The sequence below is a fragment of the Flavimaricola marinus genome (assembly GCF_900184895.1).
GTDB classification, from domain to species: Bacteria; Pseudomonadota; Alphaproteobacteria; order Rhodobacterales; family Rhodobacteraceae; genus Flavimaricola; species Flavimaricola marinus.
In genome coordinates this window covers 191,007-211,047 of record NZ_FXZK01000002.1, presented here as the reverse complement: position 1 = coordinate 211,047, position 20,041 = coordinate 191,007, and the positions used below count along the sequence as shown (strand labels likewise).

Below are 20,041 nucleotides of genomic sequence, written 5' to 3'. Positions count from 1 at the left end.
AAGATCAGCCGCGCATCCGTGAGCCGTCGGGGTCAAAGAGCGGCGTGGTGATCTGTCGGGCAGGGCGCATTTGCCCGAGGATCTCGATCTCGGCGGTGTTGCCTTTGCCCGCGGCCTCACGCGGGATCAGCGCGAATGCGATGCTTTTGCCCGCCCAGTGCGAATAGCCGCCGGAGGTGCAAAAACCCTGCACCTTGCCGTCGATGAACACCGGCTCGTAGGCTGTGACGTCGGCATCGTCGGCGTCGACTTCGAAGGTGACGAGGGTGCGGGCAGGGGGTGTCTTTCGTTCCGCCTCTGCCGCCGCACGTCCGATGAAGTCGGTGTTCTTCTTCCACGAGATGAACCGGTCGATTCCGGTTTCGGCGGCGGTGTAGTCGGGCGAGAATTCCCGCAGCCATGCACCAAAGAACCGGTCGAGCCGGAGCGACATCATCGCCCGCATCCCGAAAGGAGTGAGCCCCATGGGTTGCCCGACCGTCCAAAGCGTTTGCCAGAGCTGCCTCTGATCCATCGGATCGCAATAGATTTCATAGCCCAGATCGCCGGTATAGCTGACCCTCTGCACGGTGCAGGCGACCTGACCGACGGTCATCGACCGCGCATCGAGGAATTTCATTGCGGCCACGTCATCGCGGGTGCAGAGCGCAAGCAGATCGCGCGACTTTGGCCCGGCAATCTGGAACCCCGTGACAGCGTCAGAGACGTTGGTCACCTGAACATCGCCCTCCAAGTGTTTGTCGAACCAGCGTTTGTGTATCGCCTGATAGCCGTAGGAAGCCGTCAGCCGAAAATGCGTCTCGGACAGGCAGGACACCGTGAAGTCGCCGATGAGCCGCCCCTTTGGGGTGAGCATCGGGCTGAGTGATATCCGTCCCTTTTGCGGAATGCGCCCGGCCATGACCTTGTCGAGCCAGGACCGCGCGTCCGGTCCGCGCACGTCGAATTTTCCGAAGTTCTGAAGCTCGTTGATTCCAACGGCTTCACGGACGGCCTTTACCTCGCGCCCGGTGGCCCCGAACGCGTCGGAGCGCCGGAACGACGGCGTCTCATAGGTCGGCTCGTCTCCTTGGGCGAAGTAGTTCGGTACTTCGAGCCCGAATTGCGCGCCCCAAACCGCGCCCAGTCCGGTGAAGATGTCGTACATCGGGGTGGTTCGGTGCGGTCGTGCGGCGGGCAGTTCCTCGTTGGGGTAACTGACCGAAAAGCGCCGCTGGTAGTTCTCGATCACCTTGGGTCGGGTGTAGCCGGGGGTGATCCACGAGCCAAACCGGCCCACGTCAAGGCCCGTCACGTCGCGCTCTGCCTCGCCCTCGATCATCCATTGCGCCAGCGTCAATCCGACGCCGCCGCCTTGGGAGAACCCCGCCATGACGCCGCAAGCCGACCAGTAGTTACGCATCCCGGGGACCGGCCCGACGAGCGGGTTGCCATCCGGCGCAAAGGTGAAGGGGCCGTGAACGACAGTCTTGACTCCAGCTGTTTCCAGCACGGGGAAGCGCTTATAGGCAAAGGCGATGCTGTCTTCGATCTTGTCGAAATCGTCCTGAAGAAGCTCTGTCCCGAAAGACCACGGCGTGCCGTCGACCGCCCAGGGGCGGCAGGGCTGTTCGTAGAAGCCGATGCAGAGGCCGCGGCCCTCTTGGCGCAGGTAGCTTTCGCCGGCCGGGTCCATGACGTGCGGGTGTTCGCTGTCGCGCTCGTAGATCTGAGGAATGTCGTCGGTGACGATGTATTGGTGCTCCATCGGGTGAAGCGGGAAGTAGACGCCCGCCATCGCACCGACTTCGCGCGCCCAGAGGCCACCTGCGTTGACCACATGTTCGGCGTGGATCGTCCCCTTGTCGGTGACCACGTCCCAAGTGCCGTCGGGCCGTTGGTTCGTCTCTTTCACCATGCAATGCGTCTCAATCGTAGCGCCTCCCATGCGCGCGGCCTTGGCATAGGCGTGTGTGGTGCCGGAGGGATCTAGATGGCCGTCGAGCGGGTCATAGAGGCCACCGACGATGCCGTCGAGATTGGTGATCGGCGCGAACTTGGCGATCTCTTCGGGGCTGACGATTTCGGTTTCCAGCCCCATGTAGCGGTGTTTGGCCCGCTCTGCGACGAGCATGTCGAAGCGGTCCTTGTTGTCGGCCAGTGTTATGCCACCGACGTGGTGAAGGCCGCATGACATGCCCGTCAGCTCCTCCAGCTCGCGGTAGAGCTTGATCGTGTAGCCCTGCAACGCCGCCATATTGGTGTCGCCGTTGAGCGTGTGAAAGCCACCTGCCGCATGCCACGTGGAACCGGCCGTCAGCTCCTTGCGTTCTAGTAGCATGACATCTGACCAGCCGAGTTTCGTCAGGTGATAGAGGACGGAGCATCCGACGACGCCGCCACCGATTACGACGACACGGGTTGTGGTTTTCATGATTCAGGACTCGCTAATGTGGCCGGATATGGTGCTATCTTGCGGCGGAGGGGCACCTCAGAGGTCGACGGTTTCCGACACGGATTGTCGTATCTGACGCCAAGCCGGATCAGAATCCGGAAATGGATTGGAAAGGACTGTCGATGAACACGACCCTGTTGCGCAAGGCTCGCAGTATCAGCCGCAGGCTGTGGGTCCGTGTGGCGCTGATTTCGGTTTTGGGATTCGTGGCGATCGGATTGGCCAAGCTATTCGGCACGCTGATCCCCTCGGGGCTGGCCGAAATGGCAGGGGCGGACGCGCTGGATCGTTTGCTGACCATCATTTCGAATTCCATGCTCACGGCGACGACCTTTTCGCTGACTGTCATGGTCACGGTCCACCGAGCCGCATCGCAGCAGTGGACCCCCCGGGCGCATCGGACGCTGTTGCAGGACACAACCACCCAGACGGTTCTGGCCACTTTCGTAGGGGCCTATATCTATGCCGTCGCCGCAATCATTCTGCTGTCGACGCCGTTCTTCGGGGAACGCGAGGTGTTTGCCCTCTATCTAATGACGGTGCTGGTGATTGCGCTCATCGTATTCGTCATTCTGCGCTGGATCCTGCACCTGCAGACATGGGGCAGCCTGATGGATACCGCTGGACGGATCGAGGTGGAAACCATCCGCGAGATCAAGAATGCCCTCAATGCGCCTTGTCTGTCGGCGCATCCCTGGACCGATGAAACGGTGCCACCGGACGCGACGCCCGTCTTCATCGACACCACCGCATATATTCAGGAGGTGTATCAGGAGAGCCTGCAAGAGATCGCCGAGACGGCCGACGCTCGCATCTATCTCGAAGCGCCGGTCGGGCGGTTCGTCCACGAAGGCGACGTGATTGCATGGATGGTGCCCGAGAGGCCCGGCCTTGCCGACAAGATCCGCACGGCGGTTCGCACCGGCGCGTTGCGCTCGATCGCGCAGGATCCTCGGTTTGGCCTGCTACAGCTGGCGGAAATCGGCAGCAAGGCGCTGTCGCCGGGCATCAATGATACAGGGACGGCCATCGATGTCGTTGGTCGGCTGACACGCATTCTCAGAACCACCGCCAAGGCGGACTCGGAATTGCTGTATGATCGGCTTTGGGTGCGGCCGTTCTCTCCGGACGATATGATCGAAGACGCGTTTGCGGTCGTCTCACGCGATGCGGGCAACTGCGTCGAGGTGCATATGTCGCTGATCAAGAACCTCGACGCGCTGAGCCGATTGGCCGAGCCGGGGCTGGCCAATGCCGCCCAGCGCTATGGCCCCACCGCCTTTGCCCGTGCGGCACAGATGATTGATTTCCCGCCCGATCTGGATAGGCTGCGCGAAATCACGCCACCTGCCTTTGTGCCGGAGAAATAGACGGTTACGGGATGATCCGCGTGTATTTGGTGCCGTCGAGCGTGGCCCCGACACGGAGCCCGGCCTGAGCGAAGACCACGGCGATCACCGGCGACAAGGAGGTTGTCGTCTCGGCCCGGAGCACCTCGCCCACGTCGGAGACCACGTATTCCACGTCCGCCCCCGCGGCCCAGCCCGGCGAGCGCCGAAATTCCAGCAACGCGTCCTGAGTCATGAAGAACAGGACGTGGCTGTATTGCTGAGCCCCGATCTGAAGCCCCGCAGAGCCTGCCGCGGCGGAATAGTAGTCGACCGTGCTTTGCCCGACCAGGAGCGCCCCGCGCCCGTAGGAACCGCCGAGCCCAAGCCCGACTTCGGTCACCAGTGGCATGACCAACATGCCTGTCGCGGTCTGCGCCAGTTCCTGCGTGCCGGGATACGTCCGATATAGATAATCAAGCGCACTGGCGACACGGGCGTCGATCTGTTCGGCCCCGCCGCTGCCAATACCGTTACCGCAAGCGACCAATCCGGTGCTCGCAGCCAAACCCAACGCCAAGTTGCGTCTTGTGATGCTGCTCATAATGTCCACGCCTCTTATAGGCCTTGTATCCGGCCCTTCTGACGACACCATAGGCGGATTTTCGCACCCTGTCATCCAGAGGATTATGCGGACTCGTCGTTGGGCAGTCTGCCGCGCATCAGACTGCTGATCTGGCGATCCGGGGCTGCGTCGCGGGCGTAGCCAAAGGTGCCGTGATCCCGAATTTCGGTTGCCGCCCGGATCAACGCCCCGAGGGCCGCCCGTGCCAGCGACCCGCCGGTGCTGATCCGCGTCGCACCCGCCTCGAAGATCGCGTCAGCCGTATAGGTGGCACCCTGCAACCCCGTCAAGACATTGACCGGTTTGTCCACCTCGGCGCAGACCGTGCGGATCGCGTCGAGGTCGGGCAGGCCGGGGGCATAGAGCACGTCGGCCCCCGCGGCAGAGTAGCGCTGCAATCTGTCGATGGTGTCGCCAAGATCCGGATTGCCGGTGATGAAATTCTCTGCCCGCCCGGTCAGTAGGAACGGCCGGCCACGCGCCGCTTCGGCCGCCGCCTCGATCCTTTCGACCGCCTCATTCGTGGAAAAGAGCGGCCGCGTTGGATCGCCCGTCGCATCCTCGATCGAGCCTCCGACCACCCCTGCCGCGATCGCCTGCGTGATCGTCTCGTGGACGTCCTCGAGGCGAGGCCCGAAACCAGCTTCGAGATCTGCCGAAATCGGCAAGGTCGTCGCCTCGGCAATCGCTCTTGCGTTCTCTATCACTCCGGCCCGTGTCAGCACGGCGGCCGAGTCCCTGTAGCCCGTGGCAAAGGCGTAGCCCGCACTGGTGGTCGCCAGCGCCTCAAACCCGAGGTCGGCGAGGATGCGAGCGGAGCCAGCATCCCACGCATTGGGGATCAGGAAGCCCGGCCCGTCATGGAGCGCTTGGAAGGCGTCGAATTTGCCTTGCGCCGTCATCCGTTGAGCAATTTGGCGGCGACCGGCGCGAAATATGTCAAGATGCCGTCGCAGCCCGCGCGTTTGAAGCACATCAGGCTTTCGAGCATCGTCTTGTCGCCGTCGATCCAGCCGTTCGCGGCCGCCCCTTGCATCATCGCGTATTCGCCGGAGACCTGATACGCGAATGTCGGCACGTCGAACCGGTCTTTAACCTCTCGGCAGATGTCGAGATAGGGCATGCCGGGTTTGACCATGACCATATCGGCCCCTTCGGCCAGATCCCGGGCGACCATGCGAAGGCCCTCGGCCCGATTGGCCGGATTGATCTGATAGGTGTTCTTGTCGCCCTTGAGCGCCGCTGATGCGCCGACCGCGTCGCGGAACGGGCCATAGAAGGCAGATGCATATTTGGCCGCGTAACTCAGGATGGTCACATGGCTGTGCCCTGCGGATTCGAGCGCCGAGCGGAGTGCGCCGATCCGGCCATCCATCATGTCGGAAGGGCCAAGGATATCCGCTCCGGCTTCCGCTTGCGCCAAGCCCATCTTGACCAAAGCCTCGACGGTGCGGTCGTTGACGATTTCGTCGCCTTCGACATACCCGTCGTGTCCGTTGATGTTGTAGGGGTCGAGCGCGATATCGGTCATCACGGCGATATCCGGGGCCACCTCCTTGATCGCGCGAATGGCGCGGTTGGTAAGGTTATCCGGGCTCCATGCTTCGGCGCAATCCTCTGTCCGTTGCTCGAGTGCCGTGTAGGGAAACAGGCAGATCGCGGGGATGCCCAGCGCCCTGGCCTCGACGGCGGCCTGCGCGATCCGGTCAACGGTGCGCCGGACCACGCCGGGCATCGAGGGGACGGCGGTCTCCGAATCCTCTCCGGCCATGACGAACACGGGCCAGATGAAATCGGCTGGGGTCAGGGTGTTTTCGCGGACCATTTCGCGGAGCGCGGAGCTCCGGCGCAGTCGGCGTGGGCGGAATGCGGGGAAGGGCGGAGGCGTCTGCGTCATCTTAAAGGGCCTTTCTGGTCACACACCTTGGGTGGCACGGAAATTCGGCCACCACAAGTCTGGGCATTGTCGGGCGGCACCGCTAGTGTCCACCCGAACTGCTTGCACCTGACGGACGACTGCCGTGGACCTGACCAAAACACTCATCGACGTGATCGACGCAAGGTCGTTTTCAAACCTGTGGTACTGGATCGTTCTGGCCGTCTCATGGTCGACGGCGTCACACTATGTCGTCGGCGTGCCGTTCGACATGATCACACGGGCAAAGCGGCAAGGCGGAGAGGCCTTTGACGATTTGGTCAACCTCGTCGGGATCAATACACGCAGATTGCTCTATATCGGGCAGGTGTCCGGGTTGGTCATCCTCGGTTTCTGGGCATTCGTGATGACCGCGCTCTTGATGCTGGCCTTCTGGTACTGGATCGAGTTTGCACAGGCCGTCGTGCTGCTGGCGGTTCCAATGACATTCGTCGGAATCCTGACGTTCAAGACGGCTCAGAAGATCGAGGCCGAACAGCCCCGCGGGCCGGATTTGCTGAAACGGCTGATGCGTCACCGCTTCTATACCCACCTGATCGGCATGGTTTCGATCTTTGTCACCGCACTGTTTGGCATGTACCAAAACCTCTACGTCGTTCAGGGCTTTGGTGGTTGACACGGCCCTCGGGCGCAGTAGGTCCTCACTATGTCTAAATCTTCCAAACACATCACGGTAGGCGGAGCGCCCGAAGGGTTCGACGCACGTCTTGTCATCGAAGAGGTTGCACGGTCTGACGGCCCGGTGATCCATGTCGCCCGCGACGACAAGCGCATGGCTTCGATGCAGGCCGCCTTGGCGTTCTTTGCCCCGGACATGCCTGTGGTGACGTTCCCCGGCTGGGATTGCCTTCCCTACGATCGGGTGTCGCCCAACGCCGACATCTCGGCCACGCGGATGGCCACACTGGCGGCGCTGGTACACCAGATGCCGCAGCGGTTCGTCTTGCTGACGACGCTCAACGCGGCGACGCAAAGGGTCCCGCCGCGGTCGCTTCTGCGCGAGGCGGCCTTTACCGCGACGGTCGGCAACCGGATCGACGAGGCGGCGCTGCGTCAGTTCCTTGTGCGGATGGGGTTTACCCAGGCGCCGACGGTGTTGGAGGCGGGGGACTATGCCGTCCGGGGTGGCATCATCGATATCTATCCGCCGGGCCAATCCGGGCCGGTTCGGCTCGACCTGTTCGGAGACGTGTTGGACGGGGCGCGCCGGTTTGATCCGGCGACACAGCGCACCACGGACAAGCTGGATGTTGTCGAGCTTGCGCCGGTGTCCGAGATCGTTCTTGATGAGGCAAGCGTTACCCGGTTTCGCCAGAACTATCGTATCGAATTTGGTGCCGCGGGGACGGACGACCCGCTCTATGAGGCGGTCAGCGCGGGCCGCAAACATGCCGGCATGGAGCACTGGATCGGGTTCTTCCACGAGACGATGGAGACGCTGTTCGACTATCTGCCGGACGCGTCGATCACGCTGGACGATCAGACCGGGCCACAGCGAAATGCCCGCTGGACCAGTGTCGAGGACCAGTATGAGACCCGCAAACATGCATTGACCCAGAAAGGACGGATGGATTCCGTCTATAAGCCTGCGCCTCCGCGATTGCTGTATCTCGACGAGCCGAGCTGGGATGCTGCCGTCGCCGATCGTCGTGTGATGCAGTTCAGCCCCGTGCAGGTGCCGACCGGGCCGGGCGTGATCAATGCCGGCGGTCGGATCGGGCGCAATTTCTCGCCCGAGCGCCAGCAGGAAAAGATCAGCCTTTTTAATGCTCTGGCGGCTCATGTGAAGGTCAAGATGGACGATGGCCCGGTGGTCATCGCATCCTATTCCGGCGGTGCCCGCGAACGCCTGATGGGCCTCATCGAGGACGAGGGTGTCGCGGAGGCGATCCCGGTGACGGATTTCTCGCGCGTCGGCAAGCGCGGTGTTCATCTGGCGGTCTGGCCGCTCGAACACGGGTTCGAGGCGCCCGGTGTCACGGTGATTTCCGAGCAGGACGTGTTGGGTGATCGCCTGATCCGGCAAACCAAAAAGCGCCGCCGGGCAGAGAATTTCCTGACCGAGACGCAGAGCCTCAGCCCCGGCGACCTTGTCGTTCACGTGGACCACGGTGTCGGCCGCTATCAGGGCATGGAGGTCGTCACCGCATTGGGCGCGGCGCACGAGTGTCTCTTGCTGGAATATGCCGAAGGCTCCAAGCTCTACCTGCCGGTTGAAAACATAGAGCTGTTGTCGAAATTTGGCCATGACGAAGGTCTGCTCGACAAGCTTGGTGGCGGCGCGTGGCAAGCCAAGAAGGCCCGCCTGAAAGAACGCATCCGCCAGATGGCGGAGCGGCTGATCCGCGTCGCCGCCGAAAGGGCGCTTCGAACTGCGCCAGTGTTAAGCCCGCCCGACGGGCTTTGGGACCAGTTCATCGCCCGGTTCCCGTATTCGGAGACGGACGACCAGTTGGCCGCCATCGACGACGTGCTGACCGATATGGAGAGCGGCTCACCGATGGATCGCCTCGTGTGCGGCGATGTAGGGTTCGGCAAGACCGAAGTCGCCATCAGGGCCGCCTTTGTGGCGGCAATGTCCGGTGTTCAGGTCGCGGTGATCGCGCCGACGACGCTGTTGGCGCGTCAGCATTACAAGGGCTTTGCCGAGCGGTTCCGGGGATTTCCGATCAATGTCAGAACCTTGTCACGCTTTGTCAGTGCAAAGGATGCAGCCGCCACCCGCGACGGCATCGCCAAGGGCACGGTGGATATCGTGATAGGCACGCATGCAGTTCTGGCAAAGTCCATTCGTTTCAAGAACCTCGGCCTGCTTGTTATCGACGAAGAACAGCATTTCGGTGTGCAGCACAAGGAGCGCCTCAAGCAGATGCGCAGCGACGTGCATGTCCTGACGTTGACAGCGACGCCTATCCCCCGGACCTTGCAGCTCAGTTTGTCCGGCGTTCGCGAATTGAGCATCATCGGCACGCCGCCGATCGACCGGTTGGCCATTCGCACCTATGTCTCCGAATTCGACACTGTCACGATCCGCGAGGCGTTGCTGCGCGAGCATTACCGTGGCGGGCAGTCGTTCTTCGTGGTGCCGCGCGTCAGCGATCTGCCAGAGATGGAGGATTGGCTGAAAACGCAGGTGCCGGAAGTCAGCTATGTCGTCGCAAACGGCCAAATGGCGGCAGGCGAGCTCGACGACCGGATGAACGCCTTTTACGACGGCAAGTACGATGTGCTGCTGGCCACGACCATTGTCGAGTCCGGTCTAGATATCCCGACGGCGAACACAATGATCGTGCATCGGGCGGACATGTTCGGCCTTGCGCAGCTTTATCAAATCCGGGGCCGCGTTGGCCGGTCCAAGACCCGAGCCTATGCCTATTTGACGACCAAACCGCGTCTCAAGTTGACGCCGCAGGCGGAGAAGCGGCTGCGCGTTCTGGGGTCCCTGGACAGCCTCGGGGCCGGCTTTGCGCTGGCCAGTCAGGATCTCGATATTCGTGGAGCGGGCAATCTGCTGGGCGAGGAGCAGTCCGGACAGATGCGCGAAGTGGGGTATGAACTTTACCAGCAGATGCTGGAAGATCAGATCGCCAAGATCCGCTCTGGTGAGGCCGAGGGCATCGTGGATGACGGGCAGTGGGCGCCCAACATCAATCTGGGCGTTCCAGTATTGATCCCGGACACTTACGTACCTGACCTCGACGTGCGTTTGGGCCTTTACCGCAGGCTGTCCGACCTGACCACCAAGGTCGAGCTCGAGGGCTTTGCCGCGGAGTTGATCGACCGCTTTGGACCGCTGCCCAAGGAGGTGAACACGCTGATGCTGGTGGTTCGGATCAAGGCCATGTGCAAGCGGGCTGGCATCGCAAAGCTCGATGCCGGACCAAAGGGCGCGACGATCCAGTTCCACAACGACAAATTCGCCTCTCCCAAGGGGCTGGTCGATTTCATCAACGATCAGAAGGGCTTGGCTAAGGTGAAGGACAACAAGATCGTCATTCGCCGCGATTGGACCAAGGAACGTGACAAGATCCAGGGTGCCTTCGGGATTGCCCGCGATCTGGCGCAAAAGCTGGCCGACGAAAAGAAGGCCAAGGCGAGCGCCTAGCGGGCTTAGACCGGTGGTGGCTTTGTCTTGGGGGTCGGATCCATCGCCCTTGCGGAACGCATGAGGACGAACGCCACCGTCGAGAAAATCAGCGTGCCGATCAAAAGAGGATTTGGCGTACCCCGGAATGCCAGTCCGATCGGCGCTGCGATGGCGATGGACAGGATCGTAGAGGCCGCGGTGATGACCGACGAGGCGATGCCCGCGATATGGCCCAGCGGCTCCAACGCCAATGCGTTGAGATTGCCAAAGACCAACCCGGCCATGGCAAAGACGCTGACCTGCCAGAGGAAGAAGACACCGAACGGCATGACGGCACCGATCACATGCAACTGCGTCAGCACCAGCAACCCGCCCGAGATGACGACCTGCGCCCCGAATGCGAAGATCGCGATCCTACGCATGCCCAGACGCATGACGAGTGCGGCGTTGAACACGGTCGCCAAGCCCGACATCAAGCCGCCGATCAGGAACCAGAACGGAAAGCTTTCGGCCTTGTCATATGTGACTTCGTAAATCTGCTGTATGGAGCTCAACAGGGCGAACATCTGCCCAAAGCCGAGTGTGAGCACGGCGATATAGGCCAGCACCAGCCGATTGCTGACCACCTCGACGGTGGCTTCCCAAAGCTTTGCGGGCTTCATGGAGCGTCGGTTCTCCGGCCGCAGGGTCTCTGGCTGGCGCAAGTTGAGCCAGAGAATGCAGATCAACGCAAAGACAACAAAGCCGCCAAAGATGCCGCGCCAGCCGTAGACCGACAAGATCAGAGCGCCGATGGACGGTGCCATGGACGGCACGAAGATGAAGATCATCATCACGAAGGAACTGATCTGCGCCATGCGACGCCCGTCATAGAGATCTCGGATCAGCGCCTGTGCCACGACGCGCGGTGCCGCTGCGCCGAGCCCTTGGATCATCCGTGCGAGAAAGAGCATTTCCATGGACGTCGCCATGGAGGCCAGGATCGCCCCAACGATGTAGATGACCATTCCGTAGGTGATCACCGACTTGCGGCCGTAGCTGTCGGACAGAGGGCCGGCAACCAGCGTGCCGAGCCCCATGCCGAACAAAAAGAACGACAACACGAGCTGTGCCTTGTTCGGATCGAGCGGGGACAGGTCGGCTGCGATATTCGGCAAGGCCGGCAACATCGCATCGATGGCAAAGGCCACAGCGGCAATCAGGAGGGCAACGAGCCCGACAAATTCGGGCAACGACAAATTCTTACTCGGCCGAGCCATTGGGTTCAGCCTTGATTTTGCGCCACGATATCGTCGATCACCTTTTCCCAGATCTCCGTGGGCTGCGCACCGGGGACGGCGTGCTGCTGCGCCACGATAAAGGTCGGCACGGAGTTGACCCCCATTTTCCGCGAATGTGCATCGCGGGCCCGGATGTCGTCGGCATCCGCGTCCGATGCCAGAAGCCGCGCCACGACGCTCGCGTCCATTCCGATACCGTCCGCGATGTCGGCCAGCACTTCGGCGTTTCCGATGTCCCGTCCATCGACGAAATAGGCCTGAAACAGGGCATCAACCGCTTTGATTTGCTTGGCCTCGATCCCGGCCCAATGGATGAGCCGGTGCGCATCAATCGTGTTCGGTGTCCTTTGGATCGCGTCCAGATGCACGGTCAGCCCCGCTTCGGCGGCGTGTTTTGCGATATTGCCGTAGATCTGATCCGCTTTTTCCGGCCCGCCGAATTTGGTTTCCAGATAGGCGCGGCGGTCGACACCTTCGGCCGGCATATCGGGGTTCAGCTGGAACGGATGCCATTCGATCACGAAGGGATGGTCGGGCCGGTTGGCGAGCGCCTTGTCAAGATTGGTCTTGCCGATGTAGCACCACGGGCAAATCGGGTCGGAAAGAATATCAAGTTTGACCATGAGCGGTCTCCCAATCGGTGCGCAATTGGCGGCGCAACAGTTTGTTGTTGGCCCCGCGGGGGAGGCCGTCGAGGCGCACCCAAAGGCGCGGAGTCTTGTAGCGTGCGAGCCGTTCGCCCGCGAAGGCGGCAAGTTCGGCGTCGTCGAGCGCATCGGGCCCGGTCCAGAAGGCGGCGATCACCGTCGTATCGGGGCCGACGCGCACTTCGCAGGCCGCCACGTCGCGGATGCCCGGATGAAGCGAGAGCGCCGCCTCGACCTCGATCGGTGAAACACGAAAGCCACCGGCGTTCATCATGTCGTCGGCCCGACCCTGATAAGTGATCGCGCCACTGGCGTCCATCACCCCAATATCGCCGGTCAGAAACCATTTGCCCTGATATTTCGCCGCTGTTTCTGCTGGTTGGTCGAGATAGCCGAGCATCAATCCCGGATCATCGCGATGGATTGCGATGGTCCCCGGCGAGCCGATCGCGGCAGGGCCTGCATCGTTCAAGAGCGCGACCCGGCGCCCGGGCTGCGCAAAACCGAGGCTCATATCGGGCGCCGGACGATCCGGGCTGCCCGAGAGAAATGTAGAGCATTCGGACATTCCGAACGCCTCATGGATTTGCGTCCCGGTGGCCTCTTGCCACGCCTGTCGCAAATGACCGCCCAGCTTTTCACCCGCTGAGAGCCCGTGCCGGAGGTGCGGCAAGGCGGGGATCGGATGGCGCAGCATTTGCCGGTAGACGCCGGGAGCGGCGGCAAAGATGGTGGCTCTTGCTTCGTCCAACAGGCCGGGCAGGGCGCTGCTCTCGGTTCCGGGTGCCGGGATCAGGGCGGTGGCCCCGATGGCCCAAGGGTCCATCAGGCCGGTGCCCAAGGTATAGGTCCAGTTGAAGGCGCCGGCGTGCAACAAGCGGTCGCTGGGCCTCAACCCATACCAGCCATCCCACATCATCCGCCGTGCCCAGATGGCCCTGTGTGCATGGACCACGGCTCGTTGCTGGCCCGAAGTGCCGGAGGTGTAGATGATATAGGCGGGACGGTTGGGGTCGCCCATCGCAAACTCGGCCGGTGGCAAGGACGCGAAGCCAGAAAGGGTTTCCTGACTGATCGTCGGAATGTGCCCTTCGGGCAGCGCGATGCCGGGGCCCGCGACAACGAGATCGGGGCGAAGAGATCCGGCGAGCTTGCTGATTTCGGACACGGTCAGTTGCGGCGAGGTCGGCACGGGGATCAGCCCAGCGGCGATGGCGCCGAGAAAGGCGATGGGGAAGGCCGGTTCGTTGCCGAGCCTCAGCAGGATGCGCGCGCCCGGCTGCAATCCCTGTGCCAGAAGCCCGGTCGCTGCGCCACGGACGGCCGCGGTCAGGCGGGCATAGCTCCATATGTCGGGTGACGCGCCCCATACTTCGAGGGCCGGTTTGTCCGATGCCTCACCGGCCGCCGGCACATAAGCGGCAAGATTGAAGGAATCCGGGCAAGGTGAAGCACTTGGCATGTGCCTTGGCTAATTGCCGGGCGGGGGAGTTGCAAGGTGGTCCGATGCGGTCGTGGATCGGGCCAATACGAGATGAACGTTAGCGCCTGTTGATCCGGTAGGCCCAAAGAATGGATATTTAGAACCCAAAGAAACGAAAAGGCCCACAATATCCGTAGACGTTGCGGGCCTTTGATAGCGGATTTCTTGGGCCTAGAGCACGATGCCAACCGCAGTCGACGCCGTCGTCGTGACGACCCCGGTGGCCACGTTGGTCGCCGCGCCGACGGCCGTCCCGACCGGGTTGCAGGCGCTCAAGAGCCCGGCCACGGCGCAGGCCGCGCTGATTTTCAGAATTCTGGTCAAAGTGCTAGTCCTCTTCATACCACCACACATCCGGCTGCCAGCCCGGCCAGTCCCCAAAGAGCGGCATGGTGTCCGGGTAGTGCAGGTTCTTGGAATGCGCGATACGGCTGATGTTCCATTGATAGATCGGGATGACGTATCGTCCGGTTGTCAGGACGCGGTCAAGAGCGCGTGTCGCAGCGACGAAGTCGTCCTGGCTTTCGGAGGTGAGCAGAGTATTGATCAGACCGTCAATCGCCTCGTTCTGGACCCCCATCAGGTTGCGACCACCTGGAGTGTCGGCGGCCTCAGACCCCCAATAGAGATACTGTTCGTTGCCCGGGCTGAGCGACAGACCCCGCCGGAAATACGTCATGTCGAAGTCGTAGGCGTCGGTCCGCTCCTTGTATTGCGCACCGTCTACCGTGCTGATCGTCGGGTTGACCCCGATCCGCTCGAGCGATTGCACATACATGTCGATGATCGACTGATTTTCGGAGGCCCCGGTTTCGAGGAGGATCTCGAAGGTGAAATCGTCGCCATCGGCGTTCTTGAGGGCGCCGTCCTGAATCGTCCAGCCCGCTTCCTCGAGCAATGCCAGCGCGTTGCCCGTGCCAGCCCGGTTCCGCTCGGTTCCATCGGAGACCGGAAGGGCGTAGCCGTCGAGCGCACCCGGAAGCAGCGCATCAGGATACATTTCGAGGAATTCCCGCACCCGTCCTTCTGCCGGCCCGGGCTGCATCCCCAGAGGCGAATTCGAGAAGTAGGAGGTGATCCGCGGCTGCGCGCTTCCCGTCATGGCTTCGTTGATGAACTCGAAGTTGAAGACCTCGATCATGGCCTGTCTGACCCGCCAGTCGGCAAACTGATCCTTGCGAGTGTTCATCACGAAGCCGGTCATACCGGACGGCCGTGAATGCGGCAGGACAGAGAGCACCACGTCGCCGGACTCCACCATCGGGAAATCGTATTGTCCCTCCCAACGGGCGACATTGAATTCGCGATTGGTGTTGACGTCACCGATCTTGAAGGCCTCGAACGCGGCTGTCTCGTCACCGAAGAATTCGAGCCGCAGGGTGTCGATATTGCCCAGCCCGTTCATGAACGGGACGACGCCATTGCCCCAATAGTCAGGATTTCGCGTCAGCTCGACGAATCGGCCCGCCTCGAAATCCGTCACGCTGTACTCGGACGAGGTGATCGGGATGACGTCGAGGCCGCTTTCTGCGAAGTCGAGACCTTCCCATTGAGCCTTCTGCAGAATCGGCCGAATACCTGCCAAGAGCGCCAGCTCGCGGTCTTCGACGTTGAAGGTGAAGCGAACCGAGCGGTCGCCGGTCTGCTCGATGCTTGCCACTTTGCCGTAGAAGCCGTGGTAGCGCGGGTGACCGACGGTGCCGAGCGTCTCGTAGGACCAGATCACATCCTCGACCGTCACGGGGCTGCCGTCTGAGAACCGCGCCTCTGGTCTGAGCGTGAATTCGACCCATTCGCGATTCGGCCCGGTTTCGACCGATTCGGCCAAAAGCCCGTAGAGCGTGAACGGTTCGTCGATCGACCGCGCCATCAGGCTTTCGCCGGTGAGGAACCGCAACTGCCAAGGCGCAGAGCCCTTGAGGATATACGGGTTGAGGCTGTCGAAGCTGCCGACGCTTGCCTCGACGAAGCGTCCGCCAGTGGGCGCGTCGGGGTTGGCATAGGGCAGGGACACAAAATCAGGTGGCAAGGCAGGCTCGCCATACATAGCTATGCCATGTTGCGGCTCTGCTGTGGCGAGGCCGGCGCCTGCGGACAGGGCCGCGGCGAGGCCGATCCGGCGAAGTGGTAAGAATAACTCTGTTGTCATTTTTGCGACAATCCCTCTGCTCCCAGTGTTCATTAACGATGACCGTAGCGGGGTCTTTGAACGATATCAATTTTTTAGCTTGGAGCCCGGCGTCAGATTGCTTATAAAGGTGTCACTGCTCGATAGGTTTCTTGCCTGTATGAAACCTGCCTCAATAACTCAACGCCCGCCTTGTGCGGGCGTTTTTTTCTGGGGTGTCGAGGTTGTGGCGGGATCGCCGGACACGAACTCCACGTCTTGAAGAATCACCGCCTTGGCAATGGGCGGACACGGGGTGTTGAAGTCCCGGGTATCTTTCGCCCGCAGACATCTGCAAATCGTGGGGAGGGCGGTCAGAGTTTGCCGACCCGTATGAGCCTTTGACGGCACAGGTCCGCTTGTGCGCAGCGGTCGGAGGCGTTCTCATGATCCGTCAGGGCGGCCCGTTTTGGGCGGTGAGCACGCGCACTTTCCTGCGATCCCGCATTTCTTTTGCAGGTGCAGCATCCTATGTTGGGGAAAACACATAGACGAAAGGAAGATCGCGATGTCGCTCAAGGGAAAAACGGCCGTAATCACCGGCTCCACGTCTGGAATTGGACTGGGAATCGCTTGGGAGCTGGCCCGGGCAGGCGCCGACGTTGTGCTCAACTCGTTCACCGACAATCCCGAAGACCATGCTCTGGCCGAAGAAATCGCCTCTGAAACCGGGGTGAAGGCCCGCTATATTCAGGCCGATATGTCGAAAGCGGAGTCGGCCCGTTCGCTGATCGAAACGGCGGGCGTCTGCGATATTCTGGTCAACAATGCAGGCATCCAGCACGTCGCCCCGATCGACGAATTTCCGGTCGCCAAGTGGGACGCGATCATCGCCATCAACATGTCGAGCGCCTTTCACACGACGGCTGTCGCGCTGCCGATGATGCGCAAGGCCGGCTGGGGCAGGGTGGTCAATATCGCGAGCGCGCATGGCCTGACCGCAAGCCCTTACAAGTCTGCTTATGTGACGGCCAAGCACGGCATCGTCGGCATGACCAAGACGGTCGCTCTGGAGACCGCGAGAGAGGACATCACCTGCAACGCCATCTGCCCGGGCTATGTTCTGACGCCGTTGGTCGAGTCGCAAATTCCCGATACGGCCAAGAAATACGACATGACCGAGGAAGAGGCGAAGCAGAAGGTCATTCTGGAGCGCCAGCCGTCGAAGGAATTCGCAACGGTCGAGCAAATCGGCGGCACCACCGTGTTTCTGTGCAGCGATGCGGCCGCGCAGATCACCGGCACGACGATCAGCATCGATGGTGGCTGGACCGCCTTGTGACGCTGCGTCCGATGTTGCGCGGAACGCTGTCAACAGGCGCGGCGCGGTAAGGATCTGTCCGAGCCGCGCCGGGCTGAAATGCTCTGCGGCAAGACGTCGGTATGGCGTCGGTATGCCGTAGGTCTCGTTTTCGGTATCTGCTCACGAAGTCGTGATCGCGCTGGCAGCGTGCGGTGGCGCAACCGAATATTATCGCGCTGCGGTGGAGGTGTGGCATTGCCCCGACCTCTCCGCATCAACCCGCCGACCCATCCAGAGGAACTGCTCATGACCACGAAGATCAATCTCGCCTTGCAGGGTGGCGGCGTTCACGGTGCCTTTACCTGGGGTGTTCTGGACCGCCTTCTGGAAGAGAGCGAGATCGAGATCGCGGCGATCACCGGCACCTCTGCCGGAGCGATGAACGCGGCGGCCTTCAAGTCCGGCTATCTGAAGGACGGCAACGCAGGCGCCCGCGAGACGCTGGACTGGTTCTGGGAGCAGATCGGCGCCGTCAACGATCCGTGGTTCTCGGATTGGCTGTCGGCCATGGCGCCGACGATCCCGAGCCTAGCTTCGGCGATCGAAGCCTCGCCGGCCTACATGGCCTTCGACATGGCGAACCGCATGACCTCGCCCTATGTCTTTGGGTCGATGCTGCGCAACCCGTTGGAGCGGGTCGTCCGCCAGCTGCAATTCGACAAGGTCTGCGACAGGCACGGGCCCGAGCTTTATATCGGTGCGACCAATGTCCGCACCGGCAAGGTCCGCGTATTCACCGGCGAGGAGATCAGCACCGACGTCCTGCTTGCCTCGGCTTGCCTGCCGACCCTGTTTCAGGCCGTAGAGATCGACGATCCGAAGACCGGCCGCACCGAAGCCTATTGGGATGGCGGCTATACCGGCAATCCGGCTCTGTTCCCGCTTTATCAGCCGCACCTGCCCCGAGACATCATGATCGTGAACATCAATCCTCTGGTCCGCGACGAGGTGCCGACCGACAGCCAGTCCATTCAGAACCGCATCAACGAGATCAGTTTCAACGCCTCTCTTCTGGGGGAGATCCGCTCGATCGCCTTTGTCAAACGCCTGCTGGCCGAGGGAGTGCTGAAATCCGGCACCAAGAAGGATGTGCATTTGCACATGGTCAGCGACGACGCGCTGATGAACGATCTGAACGTGGCCACCAAGACGATCCCGGTGCCGGTGATCCTGACCCGCCTCAAGGATGCGGGCCGCGATGCGATGGACGGATTCCTGTCGCGTCACGCCGCAGATCTGGGCGAACGCAGCACGGTGGATCTGACGGCTTTGTTTGCCTGATCGAATGTGGCAGACTGGCGAAAACACGAGGAGAGCAGATGCGCCCGACAATCCTTTTGGCAATCGCTGTTTCGCTGACCGTCGCCGGATGCGTGGCCCCGTCGGGGTCTTCCGGCTCTTGTGAGGTTGTCGAAAACCTGATCACGATCGATGGCAATTCCTTTGTCATCGTCAATGGCTGTGGCCCGGACGATTCATCCCGTCCCGCGACGCAGGCCGATATCGAGAGGCTCGGGTGATGCGTCGTCCGATCCGCGCAATGCCGGTGCTGATGCTGGCGCTCCTCGCAGCCTGCGGCGGGACCGCTCCCGCGCCGGCGGGCTGCATTCCGAGCGAAACCCTGACCGAGGTCGACGGCACGACGATGGTGATGGTCAATGACTGCCGGGAAGCGTCGTTGCGCCCGGCAACCGCTCAGGATCTGGCCCGTATGCCAGAGCCTTTGTGACCCCGCCGGAGAGGGCGCCGGATGAACGCTAGAGGTCTCTTGATCCTGTCGGTCGTGGCGCTGGCCGCCTGCGAGGCGGCACTGGAGCCTGCGCCGCAGCCGCCCGAACCGAGCCCGGAGATTGTCCGCTCGGGCCCTTGCGACGGGGTTCTGGAACTGGCGATGTCCGGCCCGTTCACCGCGGCCCTCATGGATGACGGCGGGTCCGGATTCCTCATGACCGCCACGCCCGAGCAGATCGCCTGTGCGCAGGAAAACGATCTGCCGGTCAGCCACACCTTGCCCGGCTAGCCCGCCCGGTTCCGCGTCGGAAGCGGGATCGCCCCATCCGGCGCGCCGGCCGTATCCGCCGGGTAGACCAGCCCTGCCGAGATCACCAGCTTTGCCGCGTCTTCGACGCTCATGTCCAGCTCGATGATGTCGGAGCGTGGCACGAACAGCAGGAACCCCGATGTCGGGTTTGGCGTGGTCGGCATGAAGACCGTCACGATTTCCTCGTCATAGGGCAGCTTTGCGTCGATTTCGCCCTTGGCCTTGGTAGTGATGAAGGCGATGGCGTAGACCCCCTTGCGCGGGTGTTCGATCAGACAAGCCTCGTCGAAGCTGGTGTCGGATTGCGAAAAGACCGTTTCGGCGATCTGCTTGGCCGCGTTGTAGACCGACCGCACCACCGGCATTCGCCCGACGAGGTTTTCGCCGAACCGCAGGAAAGACCGGCCGACCAGCCCCTTGGCGACCCAGCCGATGACGACCGTGAACACCAGAAAGAAGATCACGCCGACGCCGCGCAGGTTGATCCCGATGTATTGCTCGGGGTTCAACCGGCCGGGCACCAGCGGCAGCACCCAGGAATCCATCCAGCCGATCAACGTCCAGATCAGCCAGACCGTCAGGCCGATCGGCGCGATGACGACGACGCCTGCCAGAAAGTTGTTCCGCAATCCGCTAAACATGCTGCGTTTGGCCGGATGCGGGGAGGGAAGATCTTTGCGGGCCACTTGGACGATCCTCGTTGCAGCGTT

18 protein-coding genes are annotated in these 20,041 nt (G+C 62.0%); 8 read left to right on the top strand and 10 right to left on the bottom strand.

Going from position 1 to position 20,041, the window contains the following annotated elements; all coding sequences use genetic code 11:
• Positions 1-4: 4 nt before the first annotated feature.
• On the bottom strand, positions 5-2,413 hold the full coding sequence (locus LOM8899_RS07865; protein WP_093991660.1) for a GcvT family protein: 2,409 nt from the start codon (positions 2,411-2,413) through the stop codon (positions 5-7).
• Positions 2,414-2,556: 143 nt separating this feature from the next.
• On the opposite strand from LOM8899_RS07865, the gene LOM8899_RS07860 reads away from it, so the two are divergent.
• Positions 2,557-3,804 (top strand): DUF2254 domain-containing protein, encoded by a 1,248-nt coding sequence (locus tag LOM8899_RS07860; protein ID WP_168770497.1) that lies wholly within the window; start codon positions 2,557-2,559, stop codon positions 3,802-3,804.
• A gap of 4 nt (positions 3,805-3,808) precedes the next feature.
• Here the strand turns inward: LOM8899_RS07860 and LOM8899_RS07855 are convergent, their stop codons facing one another.
• The 3 genes from LOM8899_RS07855 to hemB form a co-directional block, all read right to left on the bottom strand.
• On the bottom strand, positions 3,809-4,366 hold the full coding sequence (locus tag LOM8899_RS07855; RefSeq protein WP_093991658.1) for a lipid-binding SYLF domain-containing protein: 558 nt from the start codon (positions 4,364-4,366) through the stop codon (positions 3,809-3,811).
• An 83-nt stretch (positions 4,367-4,449) separates the two neighbouring features.
• On the bottom strand, positions 4,450-5,289 hold the full coding sequence (locus tag LOM8899_RS07850) for an isocitrate lyase/PEP mutase family protein (protein WP_093991657.1): 840 nt from the start codon (positions 5,287-5,289) through the stop codon (positions 4,450-4,452).
• Positions 5,286-6,284 (bottom strand): porphobilinogen synthase, encoded by a 999-nt coding sequence (hemB, locus tag LOM8899_RS07845; RefSeq protein WP_093991656.1) that lies wholly within the window; start codon positions 6,282-6,284, stop codon positions 5,286-5,288. Before hemB ends, LOM8899_RS07850 begins: the two co-directional genes overlap by 4 nt.
• A gap of 124 nt (positions 6,285-6,408) precedes the next feature.
• Here hemB and LOM8899_RS07840 point away from each other — a divergent pair, with 124 nt between their 5' ends.
• Positions 6,409-6,939, top strand: coding sequence for a component of SufBCD complex (locus tag LOM8899_RS07840; RefSeq protein ID WP_093991655.1), 531 nt, complete (start codon positions 6,409-6,411; stop codon positions 6,937-6,939).
• 30 nt (positions 6,940-6,969) lie between these two features.
• Positions 6,970-10,428 (top strand): transcription-repair coupling factor, encoded by a 3,459-nt coding sequence (mfd, locus tag LOM8899_RS07835; RefSeq protein WP_093991654.1) that lies wholly within the window; start codon positions 6,970-6,972, stop codon positions 10,426-10,428.
• A gap of 5 nt (positions 10,429-10,433) precedes the next feature.
• Here the strand turns inward: mfd and LOM8899_RS07830 are convergent, their stop codons facing one another.
• The 5 genes from LOM8899_RS07830 to LOM8899_RS07815 form a co-directional block, all read right to left on the bottom strand.
• Positions 10,434-11,669 (bottom strand): multidrug effflux MFS transporter, encoded by a 1,236-nt coding sequence (locus LOM8899_RS07830; protein WP_093991653.1) that lies wholly within the window; start codon positions 11,667-11,669, stop codon positions 10,434-10,436.
• 5 nt (positions 11,670-11,674) lie between these two features.
• Positions 11,675-12,313: a DsbA family oxidoreductase gene (locus LOM8899_RS07825; RefSeq protein ID WP_093991652.1), complete on the bottom strand. Its 639-nt coding sequence runs from the start codon at positions 12,311-12,313 to the stop codon at positions 11,675-11,677.
• Positions 12,300-13,799, bottom strand: coding sequence for a class I adenylate-forming enzyme family protein (locus tag LOM8899_RS07820; RefSeq protein ID WP_093991651.1), 1,500 nt, complete (start codon positions 13,797-13,799; stop codon positions 12,300-12,302). Before LOM8899_RS07820 ends, LOM8899_RS07825 begins: the two co-directional genes overlap by 14 nt.
• A 192-nt stretch (positions 13,800-13,991) precedes the next feature.
• Positions 13,992-14,144: a hypothetical protein gene (locus LOM8899_RS23370; RefSeq protein WP_168770496.1), complete on the bottom strand. Its 153-nt coding sequence runs from the start codon at positions 14,142-14,144 to the stop codon at positions 13,992-13,994.
• Between the two features lie 4 nt (positions 14,145-14,148).
• A complete protein-coding gene (locus tag LOM8899_RS07815) occupies positions 14,149-15,969 on the bottom strand; it encodes an extracellular solute-binding protein (protein ID WP_093991650.1) in 1,821 nt (606 codons plus the stop codon).
• Positions 15,970-16,495: 526 nt separating this feature from the next.
• Here LOM8899_RS07815 and LOM8899_RS07810 point away from each other — a divergent pair.
• The 5 genes from LOM8899_RS07810 to LOM8899_RS07790 all read left to right on the top strand — a co-directional run bounded on the left by LOM8899_RS07810 (position 16,496) and on the right by LOM8899_RS07790 (position 19,310).
• A complete protein-coding gene (locus LOM8899_RS07810) occupies positions 16,496-17,269 on the top strand; it encodes a 3-hydroxybutyrate dehydrogenase (protein WP_093991649.1) in 774 nt (257 codons plus the stop codon).
• A gap of 267 nt (positions 17,270-17,536) precedes the next feature.
• Positions 17,537-18,571, top strand: a complete 1,035-nt coding sequence (locus tag LOM8899_RS07805; protein ID WP_093991863.1) for a patatin-like phospholipase family protein — start codon at positions 17,537-17,539, stop codon at positions 18,569-18,571.
• Between the two features lie 38 nt (positions 18,572-18,609).
• Positions 18,610-18,810 carry a hypothetical protein gene (locus LOM8899_RS07800; RefSeq protein ID WP_093991648.1) on the top strand — a complete coding sequence of 67 codons (201 nt, stop codon included), beginning with the start codon at positions 18,610-18,612 and terminating at the stop codon, positions 18,808-18,810.
• Positions 18,810-19,019, top strand: a complete 210-nt coding sequence (locus tag LOM8899_RS07795) for a hypothetical protein (protein ID WP_093991647.1) — start codon at positions 18,810-18,812, stop codon at positions 19,017-19,019. The genes LOM8899_RS07800 and LOM8899_RS07795 overlap by 1 nt, the downstream gene beginning before the upstream one ends.
• Positions 19,020-19,040: 21 nt before the next feature.
• Complete coding sequence (locus LOM8899_RS07790; RefSeq protein ID WP_093991646.1) at positions 19,041-19,310, top strand: hypothetical protein; 270 nt, start codon at positions 19,041-19,043, stop codon at positions 19,308-19,310.
• Here LOM8899_RS07790 and LOM8899_RS07785 read toward each other — a convergent pair.
• Entirely contained in the window at positions 19,307-19,972 is a 666-nt protein-coding gene (locus LOM8899_RS07785) for a DUF502 domain-containing protein (RefSeq protein WP_093991645.1), read from the bottom strand. The genes LOM8899_RS07790 and LOM8899_RS07785 overlap by 4 nt on opposite strands.
• Between the last annotated feature and the right edge of the window lie 69 nt (positions 19,973-20,041).